General features: G+C 66.0%; 13 protein-coding genes, 1 tRNA gene and 1 riboswitch. Of the genes, 8 read left to right on the top strand and 6 right to left on the bottom strand.

Annotated features, from left to right (window positions below; all coding sequences use genetic code 11):
- The first annotated feature begins 86 nt into the window (after positions 1–86).
- Entirely contained in the window at positions 87–500 is a 414-nt protein-coding gene (locus ACFSX5_RS11940; protein WP_386833695.1) for a tellurite resistance TerB family protein, read from the top strand.
- Here ACFSX5_RS11940 and ACFSX5_RS11935 read toward each other — a convergent pair.
- Entirely contained in the window at positions 497–1,282 is a 786-nt protein-coding gene (locus ACFSX5_RS11935; protein WP_386833694.1) for a transporter substrate-binding domain-containing protein, read from the bottom strand. The genes ACFSX5_RS11940 and ACFSX5_RS11935 overlap by 4 nt on opposite strands.
- A gap of 236 nt (positions 1,283–1,518) precedes the next feature.
- Positions 1,519–2,727: an O-succinylhomoserine sulfhydrylase gene (metZ, locus tag ACFSX5_RS11930; RefSeq protein ID WP_386833692.1), complete on the bottom strand. Its 1,209-nt coding sequence runs from the start codon at positions 2,725–2,727 to the stop codon at positions 1,519–1,521.
- Between the two features lie 41 nt (positions 2,728–2,768).
- A riboswitch (SAM riboswitch) is annotated at positions 2,769–2,844 on the bottom strand.
- An 80-nt stretch (positions 2,845–2,924) separates the two neighbouring features.
- Here metZ and ACFSX5_RS11925 point away from each other — a divergent pair.
- Entirely contained in the window at positions 2,925–4,031 is a 1,107-nt protein-coding gene (locus ACFSX5_RS11925) for a 2'-deoxycytidine 5'-triphosphate deaminase (protein WP_386833691.1), read from the top strand.
- Positions 4,032–4,065: 34 nt separating this feature from the next.
- Here the strand turns inward: ACFSX5_RS11925 and ACFSX5_RS11920 are convergent, their stop codons facing one another.
- Both ACFSX5_RS11920 and ACFSX5_RS11915 read right to left on the bottom strand, forming a co-directional pair.
- Entirely contained in the window at positions 4,066–4,278 is a 213-nt protein-coding gene (locus tag ACFSX5_RS11920; protein ID WP_386833690.1) for a hypothetical protein, read from the bottom strand.
- Positions 4,279–4,281: 3 nt separating this feature from the next.
- A complete protein-coding gene (locus ACFSX5_RS11915) occupies positions 4,282–4,476 on the bottom strand; it encodes a hypothetical protein (protein ID WP_386833688.1) in 195 nt (64 codons plus the stop codon).
- A 291-nt stretch (positions 4,477–4,767) separates the two neighbouring features.
- Here ACFSX5_RS11915 and ACFSX5_RS11910 point away from each other — a divergent pair, with 291 nt between their 5' ends.
- From ACFSX5_RS11910 to ACFSX5_RS11890, 5 genes are all read left to right on the top strand, one after another.
- Positions 4,768–6,006: a glycosyltransferase family 1 protein gene (locus ACFSX5_RS11910; RefSeq protein ID WP_386833687.1), complete on the top strand. Its 1,239-nt coding sequence runs from the start codon at positions 4,768–4,770 to the stop codon at positions 6,004–6,006.
- Positions 5,999–7,132, top strand: coding sequence for a UDP-galactopyranose mutase (glf, locus tag ACFSX5_RS11905; protein ID WP_386833685.1), 1,134 nt, complete (start codon positions 5,999–6,001; stop codon positions 7,130–7,132). Before ACFSX5_RS11910 ends, glf begins: the two co-directional genes overlap by 8 nt.
- Positions 7,132–8,463, top strand: a complete 1,332-nt coding sequence (locus ACFSX5_RS11900) for a family 1 glycosylhydrolase (RefSeq protein ID WP_386833683.1) — start codon at positions 7,132–7,134, stop codon at positions 8,461–8,463. The genes glf and ACFSX5_RS11900 overlap by 1 nt, the downstream gene beginning before the upstream one ends.
- 186 nt (positions 8,464–8,649) lie before the next feature.
- The gene (locus ACFSX5_RS11895; protein WP_386833682.1) at positions 8,650–9,585 is read left to right on the top strand and encodes a hypothetical protein; all 936 of its coding nucleotides are present in this window, start codon (positions 8,650–8,652) and stop codon (positions 9,583–9,585) included.
- 68 nt (positions 9,586–9,653) lie between these two features.
- Positions 9,654–9,727 (top strand) — tRNA-Gly (locus tag ACFSX5_RS11890).
- A gap of 110 nt (positions 9,728–9,837) precedes the next feature.
- Here ACFSX5_RS11890 and ACFSX5_RS11885 read toward each other — a convergent pair.
- Together ACFSX5_RS11885 and ACFSX5_RS11880 are read right to left on the bottom strand one after the other, a co-directional pair.
- The gene (locus ACFSX5_RS11885) at positions 9,838–10,218 is read right to left on the bottom strand and encodes a septal ring lytic transglycosylase RlpA family protein (protein WP_386833680.1); all 381 of its coding nucleotides are present in this window, start codon (positions 10,216–10,218) and stop codon (positions 9,838–9,840) included.
- A 233-nt stretch (positions 10,219–10,451) separates the two neighbouring features.
- Complete coding sequence (locus ACFSX5_RS11880) at positions 10,452–11,579, bottom strand: S-(hydroxymethyl)glutathione dehydrogenase/class III alcohol dehydrogenase (protein WP_386833679.1); 1,128 nt, start codon at positions 11,577–11,579, stop codon at positions 10,452–10,454.
- A 222-nt stretch (positions 11,580–11,801) separates the two neighbouring features.
- Here ACFSX5_RS11880 and ACFSX5_RS11875 point away from each other — a divergent pair, with 222 nt between their 5' ends.
- Positions 11,802–13,136 (top strand): FAD/NAD(P)-binding protein, encoded by a 1,335-nt coding sequence (locus tag ACFSX5_RS11875; protein ID WP_386833678.1) that lies wholly within the window; start codon positions 11,802–11,804, stop codon positions 13,134–13,136.
- Positions 13,137–13,175 lie beyond the last annotated feature (39 nt).

Below are 13,175 nucleotides of genomic sequence, written 5' to 3'. Positions count from 1 at the left end.
CGGCGCGCGTCAACGGCGGCTTGCCTTGCCAAGGCGCGGCTGGCTGCCTAGGTGTTGGCGCAAATGTTACGCCCAAGGACCCGCCGATGTCGCTTTCCGTGCATGATGCCCTGATCCGCCTGATGATCGTTGCCGCCTCGGCGGACCACGACATCACCGAGGTCGAGCTGGACCGCATCGAGGGGCTGATCGGGCGGCTGCCCGTGTTCGAGGGCTTCGACCGCTCGCGGCTGGCTGAGGTGGCCAATGCCTGCGCCGATGCGATGAATGATGGCGCGGGGCTCGACGGCGTGATCGCCGAAGCCATCGCCGCGCTGCCGCCCAAGCTCGAGGACACGGCCTATGCCCTGGCCGTCGAGGTCACTGCGGTGGACCTCTTGCTGGAGCAGGAAGAACTGCGCTTTCTCGAACTGATGCGCGACCACATGCGGCTCGACCGGCTGACCACGGCGGCGATCGAGGTGGCGGCGCGGGCGCGGCTGCGCAAGCTCCCGGATTAGTAGAACCCCACCGGGAACCAGCGCAGGTAGAGTTCGTCGAGGGTGCCGTTGTCCTGGAGGCGCACCAGGGCCCAGTCGATGGCTTGGCGCACCGCGTCCTGCCCGGCGGGGACGGCGACGGCGAGACCCTCCCCGAACAGCGCCGGACGGAAATAAGGCTCGCCGGCAAAGCCGCAGCAGCCGAGATTTTCGTTGATCCAGAACGAGGCGCGCATGGCGTCGCCGAAGAAGGCGTCGGCGGTGCCAGCCTTGAGCGCTTCGAGTGCCTCGATCTCGGTTGGAAAGGCGCGGGTCGCAACGTCCGGCAGGTAGCGCTGCATGAAAGTGGCGTGGGCGCTGCCGGAGCGGACGGCGACTGTGCGATCCGCCAGTTGGGCGGGATCGAAGCGTTCGGCATCCTCGAGACGGGTGACGAAGCGTCCGGGCAAGGCGAGGTAGGTGGCGGTGAAGTCGAAGCGCTCGCCGTTCTCGGGGGTCAGCGCCAGACCGGCGATCAACGCATCACCCTGATTATCGGCCAGCGCATCGGCGACCTGCTCCCAGGGCCAGGCCTGGATGGTGCAGGCGACGTCGACCTCGGCGCAGATGCGGCGGGCGAGGTCGATGTTGAAGCCGATCAGTTCGCCACCCCCATCACGGAAGTTGAAGGGTGGGAAATCGGCGGTGGTGAGGAAGCGGATCGCGGGGATCGGCGTGACGCTGGGCAGCAGTTCGCGCGCGCTCGGATCGGTATGGTTGGGCAGGGTCTGGGCGAAAGCGGGGGTGGCGAGGCCAACGGTCATCAGCACGGCCGCGAGTGCGCTGACAAAGCCCCCCACCCGGCTCGATGACGGACTTGGCAGGCCAAGTCCTATCTCGCTTCCCTCCCCATCAGGGGGAGGGAGTGCAGGAGCCGAGAGCGCCGTGCGCGCACGGCCATTGCTACTCTCCAAAGTGAGCGCCGTGGGCGCGCGCCCGTCGCCTCCCTCCCCCTTGTGGGGAGGGAATGAGGGTGGGGGTGTCGGCACAAACCAGACCATCAGACCTGATCCAGGCCGTACATCAGATCGGCAATGAGGTCGTCGGGGTCTTCGAGGCCGATCGAGAGGCGCAGGAGGCCGGGGGTGACGCCGGTTTCGAGGCGAACTTCCTCGGTGAGGCGGGCGTGGGTGGTGGTGCGCGGATGGGTGATCAAGGAGCGCGCGTCGCCCAGATTGTTGGAAATCAGGATCACCGCCAGATTGTCGGAGAGGGCGAAGGCGCCTTCCTGTCCGCCCTTGACGTCGATGGCGAGCAGCGTCGAGCCGCGGCTCATCTGCCGCCTGGCGAGGTCACATTGCGGGTGGTTCGGGTCGTGCGGATAGATGACCCGTTCGACCTTGGGGTGGCTCGCGAGAGCGGCCGCGACCTTTTCCGCGCTATCGGTCATCCGCTCGATGCGCAGGGCATAGGTCTCGAGCCCCTTGAGCAGCACCCAGGCATTGAAGGCGCTGAGGGTGGCGCCGGTCTGGCGCAGGAAGGTGTGGATGTCGCCCTCGATCAACTCCCTCGAGCCGAGGACCACGCCGCCGAGCACCCTGCCCTGGCCGTCGATGTGCTTGGTGGCCGAATAGGTGACGAGGTCGGCCCCGAGTTCCAGCGGCTTCTGGTAGAGCGCGGTGGCGAAGACGTTGTCGACGATCAGCCTGGCCCCGTGGGCATGGGCGATCTCGGCGACGGCCTTGATGTCAACCAGTTCGAGCGTGGGATTGGTCGGCGTTTCGACGAACACCAGCCTCGTGTTCGGCTGCATGGCGCGCGCGAAGTTCTCGGGGTCGCGGCCATCGACCAGGGTCGAGCTGACGCCAAAGCGCGGCGCGTAGTCCTCCACCACGTAGCGGCAGCCGCCGAACAGCGCCTGGGCGGCAACGATGTGGTCCCCTGCCCTGACCTGGCTCATCACCGCATTGGTGACGGCGGCCATGCCGGAGGCAAAGGCACGGCCCGCCTCGGCACCCTCGATCAGCGCCATGCGCTCCTGGAACACGTCGACCGTCGGGTTGGCAAAGCGCGAGTAATTGTGCCCGCCCGGGATCTTGTTCTGGAACAGGAGCTCGGCATGTTCGGAGCTCGGGTAGGAGTAACCGGAGTTCAGGAACAGCGCTTCGCTGGTCTCGTGGAACTCGGTGCGATTGTTGCCGCCGTGAACCATCTGCGTGGCCGCGGACCGGTTCTTCGGATCGCGGAGCGGATTGTTCTGTTTCGACATGGGCGCTGCCTTCAGACAAAAAAACCGGCACGCGAGTGGCGGCCGGTTCCCACACGGTCCTTAGCGACTTGTTTTAAGTGGCTGCAAGCGACCGGCCAAATCACCACTGGGCTGTGATGTAAGGGCAATTGGCTGTTGGCGTCAACCGCGGTGGTTGCTAGGAAAACCCGGGCCTTCGCCCGCGTGAGCTGCTCGAGATGCAACAGGACTGGCCCCAGGGCGTCTTTCCCGCACGGTTGATCGAAGCCCTGCACCAGCAGGGTGCGATAGCGGCTGCCCGTCCGTTCGATGCCGATCAGGTGCAGCCGGCAAGCCTGGACCTCCGACTGGGGCCGGTGGCCTACCGGGTGCGCTCGAGCTTTCTGCCCGGGCCCTCCCATTCGGTGGCCGAGCGCATCGAGGCGCTGAAGCTGCATGAGGTCGACCTGAGCAAGGGCGCGGTGCTGGAGCGCGGCTGCGTGTACCTCGTGCCGCTGCAGGAAACGCTGGCGCTGCCGGCTGCGGTCAGCGCTTCGGCCAATCCCAAGAGTTCCACCGGCCGGCTCGACGTGTTCACCCGCGTGATCGGCGACCGGGCGCGCGGTTTCGACCAGTTGCCGGCGGGTTATGCCGGCCCCCTCTATCTCGAAATCAGCCCGCGCACTTTCCCGGTGCTGGTGCGCACCGGCTCGCGCCTGAGCCAGATGCGCTTCCGGTCGGGCGACACGCGCTTGTCGGCGGCCGAGCACGTGGCGCTGCACGAGGCCGAAGGGCTGGTGTTCGGCGAAACGACGCCGGTCGGCGACGGGGTGGCGCTATCCATCGACCTCCTGGGCGAGGGCCGCAACGGGCTGGTCGGCTTCCGCTCCAAGCGCCACACGGCGGTGGTGGACGTCGACCGGAAGGGTGCGCTCGACGTGCTCGATTTCTGGGAGCCGCTGGTCAATCGCGGCGGCGGCGAACTGATCCTCGATCCGGACGAGTTCTACATCCTCGTCAGCCACGAGGCGGTGCATGTGCCGCCGACGCATGCGGCGGAGATGGTGCCGTTCGATCCGCTGGTGGGGGAGTTCCGGGTGCACTATGCGGGCTTCTTCGACCCCGGCTTTGGCCACTCGCCGGCGGGCGGCAGCGGCAGCCGGGCGGTGCTGGAAGTGCGGAGCCGCGAGGTGCCGTTCCTGCTCGGGCACAGCCAGACCATCGGACGGCTGGTCTATGAACGCCTGGCGGAGAAGCCGGACCGGCTCTACGGCTCGGCGCTCGGCTCGAACTACCAGGCGCAAACCCTGAAGCTCTCAAAGCACTTCAAGCCCTATCCGGGCTAGAGGCGGGCGGCCGGAGCCGCCCTGCCCTGTCTCGCTAATTATTGCCGCCCTTGTCGCGGGGGTTGTGGGTGTGATGGCTGTCGCGCACGCCACCGCCGCCGGAGACGTCGGACTGCCGGCCGTTGGTCGGCTGACCCGGGGCCGGACCGCGACCTTCAGTGGGATCAGGCAGGTCGGACCTCTGGTGGCTGCTGCCCGGTCCGCCGTGGTGACGGTTGGCGGCTTCGGTCTTGTCGGAAGTGGACATGATTCACCTGTCCTGCTGGTAACCCTGATGGGTGGTGTTCTGCTTGCTGTTGCCCTGGCGGCCCTGCTGGGCGAGGTTGCGGCCTTCGCCGGGGTGGCCCTTGCCGCCATGCTCGCCGTGCAGGTCGACGTGGTCATCGCCACCGGGGCCCTTGGGGCTGACATTTTCCGGCGGGATGGGAGGCATATGTTTGGACATGGTCTTCTCCATTGCTGGATGGAGACCAACCCCGCGGTCGCGAGCCCGTTCCAAGCCTCGCGATCTGTTCAACCAGATTAGCCGCCCGAGCCGGCCAGGGCGCTGGTGTTGAAACGGCGCATTTATTTACGTTGCCCGGCGGAACGAGAGTACCCCCAGCCCGGTTTGGATGGCGGAACCTTCGGAGGATGTATCGATTGCGGACTTCCTTCCCGCGCCGTCCTCCACCCCACAGTGCGACACTCTCCAGCGGGCCTCATGGGCGCCGATCGATGCCGATTGGATTTTGACATGCCGAGAACCACTCCGCCTTCTCTTGCCTCCGCCTCCTTCCAGCCCATCCCCAACATCGTGCGCCAGTCCCAGGCGGCGAACAGCGAGCAGCCGCTGCTGCTGTGCTTTTCGCACCTGCGCTGGAACTTCGTGTTTCAGCGGCCCCAGCACCTGTTGAGCCGCGCCGCCAGGACCTACCGCGTGTTCTTCTTCGAAGAGCCCATTTTCGAGGACGGCATCGAGCCGGACCTGCGGGTGGAGCGCTCCAACGAGGGCGTGATGGTCGCCGTGCCGATGCTGCCGCATGGGCTGAGCCCGGCCGAGATCGACGAGCACCTGCGCGACCTGGTGGACGGGCTGGTGGCCGACACGCCGGCGGCCGAAACCGTGCTCTGGTACTACACGCCGATGGCGATGAGCTTCAGCGATCACCTCTCGGCGGATGTCGTGATCTACGATTGCATGGACGAGCTCTCCGCCTTCCGCGGTGCGTCGCCCCATATGCGCGAATGCGAGCGCAAGCTGTTCGCCAAGGCGGATATCGTCTTCACCGGCGGCATGAGCCTTTATGAATCCAAGCGCCGCCAGCACCACAATGTGCATGCCTTCCCCTCGAGCGTCGACGCGGCGCATTTCGCCCGCGCCCGGCGGCTTGGCGCCGTGGACCCCGCCGACCAGGCCGATATTCCGCATCCGCGCGTCGGCTTCTTCGGCGTGGTGGATGAGCGCATGGATCTCGATTTCGTCCGCGAGATCGCCGAGCTGCGCCCGGACCTCAACTTTGTGTTCATCGGGCCGGTGGTGAAGATCGACCCGGCAAGCCTGCCGCAGCGGGCCAACATCCACTGGCTCGGCGGCAAGGATTACAAGGCGCTGCCGGATTACCTCGCCGGCTGGGACATGGCGCTGATGCCGTTCGCGCTCAACGAGTCGACGCGCTTCATCAGCCCCACCAAGACGCCGGAGTTCCTCGCCGCCGGCAAGCCGGTGGTGTCGACCGCGGTGGCCGACGTGGTGAAGCCCTATGGAACCGAGGGGCTGGTGGAGATCGCCGCCACTCCGGCCGAGGCCGCAGCCGCGATCGACAAGCTGTTCCGCATGGACCGCAAACCCTGGGAAGAGAAGGTCAACCGTAAGCTCGCCAGCATGAGCTGGGACAAGACCTGGGGCGAGATGAACCAGCTGATCCTGGCCGAACTGCGCCCGGCGTCCGGCCTCGGCACCAGTGCCACGGCGGGAGTGGCCGCCCGTGTTTGACTGGCTCGTGGTCGGGGCCGGCTTTGCCGGCAGCGTCATTGCCGAACGCCTCGCTTCACAGCGGGGCGAGTCGGTGCTGGTGGTGGACCGCCGCAACCATGTCGGCGGCAATGCCTATGACCGCTATGACGATGCGGGGTTGCTGATCCACCAGTACGGGCCTCACATCTTCCACACCAATTCCGAGCAGATCGTCGACTATCTGTCGCAGTTCACCGAGTGGCGCCCGTATGAGCACCGGGTGCTGGCGAGCGTCGACGGGCAATTGCTGCCGATCCCGATCAACCGCACCACAATCAACAAGCTCTATGGGCTGAACCTCACCACAGAAGAGGAGGTGGAGGCGTTTCTGGCCGAGCGCGGCGAGCGGATCGAGGAGATCAGGACGTCGGCCGATGTGGTGCTGTCGCGGGTGGGCCGGGATCTCTACGAGAAGTTCTTCCGCGGCTATACGCGCAAGCAATGGGGGCTCGACCCGTCCGAGCTGGACAAGCAGGTCACGGCCCGGGTGCCGACGCGGGCGAACGAGGACGATCGCTATTTCACCGACAGCTTCCAGGCCATGCCCGCGGGTGGCTTTACCCGCATGTTCGAGCGCATGCTCAGCCACCCCAACATCAAGGTGATGCTGCAGACCGACTTCCGCGACATCCGCGACGTCATCCCCCATCGGCGCGTGGTGTTCACCGGGCCGGTGGACGAGTACTTCGACTTCCGCTTCGGCAAGCTGCCCTACCGCTCGCTGCAATTCGAGCATGTGACGCTGGAGGAGGAGTGGCACCAGCCCGTGGCGGTGGTGAACTACCCGCAGGACCGGGACTATACCCGCATCACCGAATACAAGCACCTGACCGGCCAGCAGCACCCCAAGACCAGCATCACCTACGAGTATCCCTCCGATATCGGCGACCCGTACTATCCGGTGCCGCGCGAGGAGAACCAGGAGCTCTACCGGCAGTACAAGCACCTGGCGGACGCAACGCCCAATGTTCATTTCATCGGGCGGCTCGCGACCTATCGCTACTACAACATGGATCAGGTGGTGGGGCAGGCGCTGGCCGAGTTCCGCCGCATCCAGGAGAGCATCCCCGTAGGCGCGGAGGTGCGGCAGCCGGAGGCCGTCTAGTGCAGCGTAAGGAAACGAACGGCAAGGCCGGCTCCATGCAACTTTGGGGCGGGCTCGAATGTACCGTGGTCCGCATCGGCCACGACTATCGCGACGAATTCGCCGAGACCGGCCACCGGAACCGCATCGAGGATCTCGATCGCGTCGCCGCGCTCGGCATCCGCACGCTGCGCTATCCGGTGCTGTGGGAGACGGTGTCGCCGGACGACCCGGACCGGTGCGACTGGCAGTTTTCCGACGAACGGCTGGGCCGGCTGCAGGAACTGGGCATCGAGCCGATCGTCGGGCTGGTGCACCACGGCAGCGGGCCGCGCTACACCGACCTGCTCGATCCCGGTTTCGCCGAAGGCCTCGCCCGCCACGCCGAGCGGGTGGCGGCACGCTACCCGCATGTGCGGCAGTTCACGCCGGTGAACGAGCCGGTGACCACGGCCCGGTTCAGCGGGCTTTACGGGCACTGGTATCCGCACCGCCGCGACGAAGCGTCGTTCCTGAGGATGCTGGCCAACGAGTGTCGCGCCACGGTACTCGCCATGCAGGCGATCCGGCGCATCACGCCACAGGCGCAACTGGTGCAGACCGAGGACATGGGCAAGGTGTTCGCCACCTCGCGGCTGCAGTACCAGGCCGACTACGAGAACGAACGCCGCTGGCTCGGCTTCGATCTCCTCTGCGGCCGCGTCGACCGCAACCACCGCTTCTGGCGGCCGCTACTGGATGCCGGCGTGACGGAAGCGGACCTGGACTTCTTCCGCGACAATCCGACCCCGCCGGACATCATCGGAGTCAACCACTACCTCACCAGCGAGCGCTACCTCGACCACCACTGGTGGCACTATCCGGACCACTTCCATGGCGGCAATGGCCGCGATCGCTACGCCGATGCCGAGGCGGTACGCATCCCCGCGCTGGAGGACCAGGTCGGACCGGAGGCGCGGCTGCGCGAAGTGTGGGAGCGCTACGGCATTCCCATCGCCGTCACCGAGGCGCATCACGGCTGCACCGGCGACGAGCAGGTGCGCTGGGTGCTCGATGTCTGGGATGCGGCGTGCACCCTGGCCGCGGAGGGGGTGGACCTGCGAGCCGTGACCATGTGGTCGCTGTTCGGGTCGGTGGACTGGAATACGCTGCTCACGGAAAACAATGGCTTCTACGAACCCGGCGCCTTCGACATCCGTCACGATCCGCCGGCGGAAACCTTCCTCGCCGAAGCGGCGCGGGAACTGGTTGATTCGGGCGTGTGCGCCGGCACCAATGCCGTAGCCCAGGGCTGGTGGCACCGGCCGGACCGCTTCTACCAATTGCCCGAGGTGGAACGGCACGTCGGCTGAGGGTCCGCGGGCGCGAATCCATCACCTTTGCGTGCAAAAGTGAGTCCGCCGCGCCACAGCGAAAATCTATTCTTGAAACAGGCTTGATTGCGCCGATATGTGCGCGATCCTTAGAACGGGCCGGACTTCGGGCGCAGCGTCAACGCTCGATGGACTCGCTAAGTTCCATCGCCGACGGCAAGAAAAATGCAGATCAGTTTCGACACCAATCAGTTTCCCCTCTTCCATCCAGCCGACCTTGATGACGTGAAGGATCCCTGCCCCGTTTTCGACGGGCAACTCTGGCACGTGTTCGGCTCCGGGGGGACGGTGACCACCGAAACCTGGAAGATCTACCATGCCACCGCGCCCTCGATGGAAGGCCCGTGGACCCAACAGCCGCTGATCAGCCTGCCGGTGCAGGGCTCGGGCGTCGCCGCGCCGGGCGTGATCTTCGACGAGGGCGTGTTCCACATGTTCGTCCAAACCGAGTTCATGAAGTCGGGCGGGCGCTGCGAGCATCTGGTGTCCAATGACGGCTTTGAGTGGGTGCGGCTGCCGACGGCATTCGTCGCCCTGCCGGACACCGACGAGGACGGCATCTACGATCCGCATCCGGCGGTCGTCGGTGGGCAGAAATACATCGTCTATTCCGGCATGGCCAAGTTCGCCCGCGTGCCGCAGCCCGACGTGTTCCTGGCGCGCAGCCTCTCGGGCACCTGGTTCGGGCCGTGGGAGCGGCTGGGCAAGATTCTCGACCACAGCGACATTCCGCACCACAACCCGCGCGACCATGACGACTACGAGTGGGGCATCGAGGGCGCGCAACTGGTGGAACTGCCGGACGGCCGGGTGCTGCTCAATGCCACCTGCTTCCTGCCTGCCGGCGAGCGCGGCAACCGCCAGCGCGTGTTCTTTGCCGTGGCTGAGACGGTGGAAGGCCCCTATCGCACCCTCGGCCCGGTGCTCGATCCGCTCGAGCCGGGCGAGAACGGCCATTCGACGGTGATGATCCAGGGCAACGAGCTGGTGCTGTTCTACCAGAGCCGGTTGCGCACCACCGATCACCGCTGGCGCTACGGCATCGCCCGGGCGCAGATGCGGCCGGCCAACGCCAACGCCGCCGAAGCGGCCGCTGGCTGAACTCCCAAGGCGCCGTCCAACACGGCGCCTTGACGCCTCCGGCGATTTCCAGCATCTATCGCCGTGTCGCGGGTGTAGCTCAATGGTAGAGCAGAAGCTTCCCAAGCTTACGACGAGGGTTCGATTCCCTTCACCCGCTCCAGCCCTTCTCATGATTGCACTGCCCTGACCCGACACCGAAAGGTGGGGTTCGCTTGGGCACAAAAAAGCCCGGCGCTTGGCCGGGCTTTCGTGATGCGACGCGAGATCGGGTCAGCTCATGATCTCGATGCTGACCTCGGCGGTGCCGGGGCCGATCATGTCGATGGCGGCGGCGGCGCTGCGGGAGAGGTCGATCACCCGGCCGCGGATATAGGGGCCGCGGTCGTTGATGCGCACGACCACGGACTTGCCGTTGTTCTGGTTGGTGACCTTTACCTTGGTGCCGAATTTCAGCGTCTTGTGAGCGGCAGTCATGGCGTGCATGTCGTAGCGCTCGCCATTGGCGGTGGTGCGGCCGTGAAAGCCGGGGCCGTACCAGGAGGCAACGCCCGAGTGATGGGCGGTGGAGGCAAGGGCCGGGGGAACGATGGCAGTCGCGGCGACGGCGGCGGAGAGGAACAGGCCAGCGGCAAGACGAGAAATTTTCTGCATGAGTGGGAACTAAAATCCGTTCGTTGCGTTTCTGGCGGCGCTTAAAACGAACGGATGTGTCCTCAAAGGGCACTCAGCAGGGCGTGAATGGGGAAATTGCGGGCCTTATGCCTCTTTGTGTCCCCATTGCCTGCCCCATTCTCCAAGCTTTGTGACCCTCCCCGGCAGTCAACCGCCGCAGGGCGGCGGGTTGACGCAGGTTGGTTCACGATGGGTTCAGTGGCAACGCGCCCCTAGTACAGCACCACCGAGCGAATGCTCTCGCCCCGGTGCATCAGATCGAAGCCCTTGTTGATGTCGTCGAGCCTGAGGGTATGGGTCACCATCGGGTCGATCTCGATCTTGCCGTTCATGTACCAATCGACGATGCGCGGCACATCGGTGCGGCCCTTGGCGCCACCGAAGGCGGTGCCCATCCAGGTGCGGCCGGTGACGAGCTGGAACGGGCGCGTCGAGATTTCCTGGCCGGCACCGGCCACCCCGATCACCACCGACTTGCCCCAACCACGGTGACTGGCCTCGAGCGCCTGGCGCATGACTCTGGTGTTGCCGGTGCAGTCGAAGGTGTAGTCGGCGCCCCCGATCTGATCGATGCCACGCTTGGTTATATTGATCAGATGGGCAACGACATCGCCCTCGATCTCGGTCGGGTTGACGAAATGGGTCATGCCGAAGCGCTCGCCCCACTCCTTCTTGCTGTTGTTGATGTCCACGCCGATGATCATGTCGGCCCCGGCGAGGCGCAGCCCCTGGATGACGTTGAGCCCGATACCGCCGAGACCGAACACCACGGCGGTCGCCCCGACCTCGACCTTGGCGGTGTTGAGCACAGCGCCGACGCCGGTGGTGACGCCGCAGCCGACATAGAACACCTTGTCGAAGGGCGCCTTCGGGTCGATCTTGGCGACCGCGATCTCCGGCATGACCGTGTAGTTCGAGAAGGTCGAGCAGCCCATATAGTGGTAGATCGGCTGGCCCTTGAGCGAGAAGCGGCTGGTGCCGTCGGGCATCAGACCCTTGCCCTGGGTGGCGCGAATGGCGGTGCACAGATTGGTCTTGCCGGAGAGGCAGGAGGCGCACTGCCGGCACTCGGGCGTATAGAGAGGGATCACATGGTCACCCACGGCCACGCTGGTGACACCGGGACCCACTTCGACGACGACGCCCGCGCCTTCATGGCCGAGGATCGAGGGAAAGATGCCCTCGGGATCGGCGCCGGAGAGAGTGAACTCGTCGGTGTGGCAGATGCCGGTGGCCTTGATCTCGATCAGCACCTCGCCGGCCTTGGGCCCCTCGAGGTCGACCTCCAGGATTTCCAGTGGCTTGCCAGCTTCGAATGCAACGGCGGCGCGTGTCTTCATCCTGCGATCCTCTTCCCAGCGGTTCCGACTGGCCTAGCCCAAGACAGCAGGTAAGTCGACCGCCAGGGGCGCGCCCCAAGCTTTCCGCGTCATGCGCATCTGCCGTGTTTCCAATTCTCGACCAGCGAAGTAGACTCAGCTTGACCCTTCTCCCGAAGCGATGGAGGCGGCGATGTGGTTTGTCGGCATATTCACTCTGGCCAGGGCCAAACGGGAGACGGCATGACAGGTGAGCGCTCGATCATCATCATCGGTGGGGGCGCAAGCGGCGTGCTGCTTGCCGCGCATCTGCTGCGCGATGGCGGCATGGGCGTTCGCGTCACGGTGATCGAGCGACGCGGGGAGTTCGGAGTGGGGCTCGCCTATTCGGCGATGCAGCGCGACCACAAGGTCAATGTCCCTGCCCGCAACATGAGTGCCTTCGCGGACCAGCCCGACCATTTCCGCGCCTGGCTCGTCTCGCGTGGCTACGACCCCGGTCCAGACGGCTGGTGGTTCGCGCCACGGAGGCTCTATGGCAGCTATCTCGGATCGCTGCTCGAGGAGGTGGGACGAGCAGCCAGGGGACGGTTGCTGATCGTCAATGGGGAAGCCATGGCGGTGCGCGAAACGGAGCGCGGGATCAGCACCCATCTCACCGATGGCAGGGTGCTGGAGGCCGACCTTGCGGTGCTTGCGCTTGGGCATGAGACGCAGCCGGCGCGAAGCAAGGGCCTCGCCGTCCGCGCCGGATCGCCCCAGGACACGCCTATCGATCCGGACGATCCGGTGATCATTCTCGGCTCGGGCCTCAGCATGGTCGATGCCTGGCTGAGCCTCGCCGCCGCCGGGCATAGGGGCGACATCCTGGTGGTATCGCGCAACGGATTGCTGCCGCAGGCGCATCACGACGTTCCACCGTTGCAGTTCGCGGCGGAGACGGTCCCGACCGGCAAGAGCATCGTGACGTTCCTGCGCTGGTTCCGCGGCCAACTGGACGCCACCATCGAACGCGGGGGCGACTGGCGGAGCGTGGTCGACGCCCTGCGTCCCCACAGCCAATCGATCTGGCAGAACTGGTCGGAGCGCTCGCGACGGCAGTTTCTTGCCCATGCGCGTCCCCTGTGGAACGTACACCGTCACCGGCTGCCGCCGGAACTGCACGACCGGATGACCGCAGCAATCGCATCGGGACAGATGGAACTGATTGCCGGGTATTTCCTCGACATCGCCAAAGCCGACAAGGGCGTGGTCGCCACCATCCGTCGGCGGGGCAGCAAGACCACCGAGCGGATTGCGGTCAGCCGCGTCTATGACTGCGGCGGGGTCAGCGTCGATGTGGCGGCGAGTTCCAACCCGGTACTGCACGACCTGGTCTCGAGCGGACGCGCCCGGCCGGATCCGCTGCGCATCGGGCTCGATGTCAGCCAGGATTGCGCGGTGAGCGACGCTGCCGGCAAGACCAGCAGCCGGCTGTTCGCCATTGGCCCGCTGACCCGCGGGCGGCTGTGGGAAATCGAAGCCATCCCCGATATCCGCATCCAGGCAGCAGAACTGGCCGCGAAGCTGCGCGCGTGAACGGCCAAGTCTGGTGGTGACTGCTGCCGCCACCAGAGG

It is taken from the genome of Devosia albogilva (assembly GCF_042685625.1).
Classification (GTDB): Bacteria; Pseudomonadota; Alphaproteobacteria; order Rhizobiales; family Devosiaceae; genus Devosia; species Devosia albogilva.
This window is presented reverse-complemented; position numbering and strand designations above follow the sequence as displayed.

What these genes read in the sequence shown, in the direction of transcription:
- ACFSX5_RS11920 (WP_386833690.1), bottom strand. Translation starts at nt 4,278, where the DNA reads ATGTCCACTTCCGACAAGACCGAAGCCGCCAACCGTCACCACGGCGGA.
- ACFSX5_RS11915 (WP_386833688.1), bottom strand. Translation starts at nt 4,476, where the DNA reads ATGTCCAAACATATGCCTCCCATCCCGCCGGAAAATGTCAGCCCCAAG.
- ACFSX5_RS11875 (WP_386833678.1), top strand. Translation starts at nt 11,802, where the DNA reads ATGACAGGTGAGCGCTCGATCATCATCATCGGTGGGGGCGCAAGCGGC.
- ACFSX5_RS11895 (WP_386833682.1), top strand. Translation starts at nt 8,650, where the DNA reads ATGCAGATCAGTTTCGACACCAATCAGTTTCCCCTCTTCCATCCAGCC.
- ACFSX5_RS11910 (WP_386833687.1), top strand. Translation starts at nt 4,768, where the DNA reads ATGCCGAGAACCACTCCGCCTTCTCTTGCCTCCGCCTCCTTCCAGCCC.
- ACFSX5_RS11925 (WP_386833691.1), top strand. Translation starts at nt 2,925, where the DNA reads ATGCAACAGGACTGGCCCCAGGGCGTCTTTCCCGCACGGTTGATCGAA.
- ACFSX5_RS11880 (WP_386833679.1), bottom strand. Translation starts at nt 11,579, where the DNA reads ATGAAGACACGCGCCGCCGTTGCATTCGAAGCTGGCAAGCCACTGGAA.
- ACFSX5_RS11935 (WP_386833694.1), bottom strand. Translation starts at nt 1,282, where the DNA reads ATGACCGTTGGCCTCGCCACCCCCGCTTTCGCCCAGACCCTGCCCAAC.
- ACFSX5_RS11885 (WP_386833680.1), bottom strand. Translation starts at nt 10,218, where the DNA reads ATGCAGAAAATTTCTCGTCTTGCCGCTGGCCTGTTCCTCTCCGCCGCC.
- metZ (WP_386833692.1), bottom strand. Translation starts at nt 2,727, where the DNA reads ATGTCGAAACAGAACAATCCGCTCCGCGATCCGAAGAACCGGTCCGCG.
- ACFSX5_RS11940 (WP_386833695.1), top strand. Translation starts at nt 87, where the DNA reads ATGTCGCTTTCCGTGCATGATGCCCTGATCCGCCTGATGATCGTTGCC.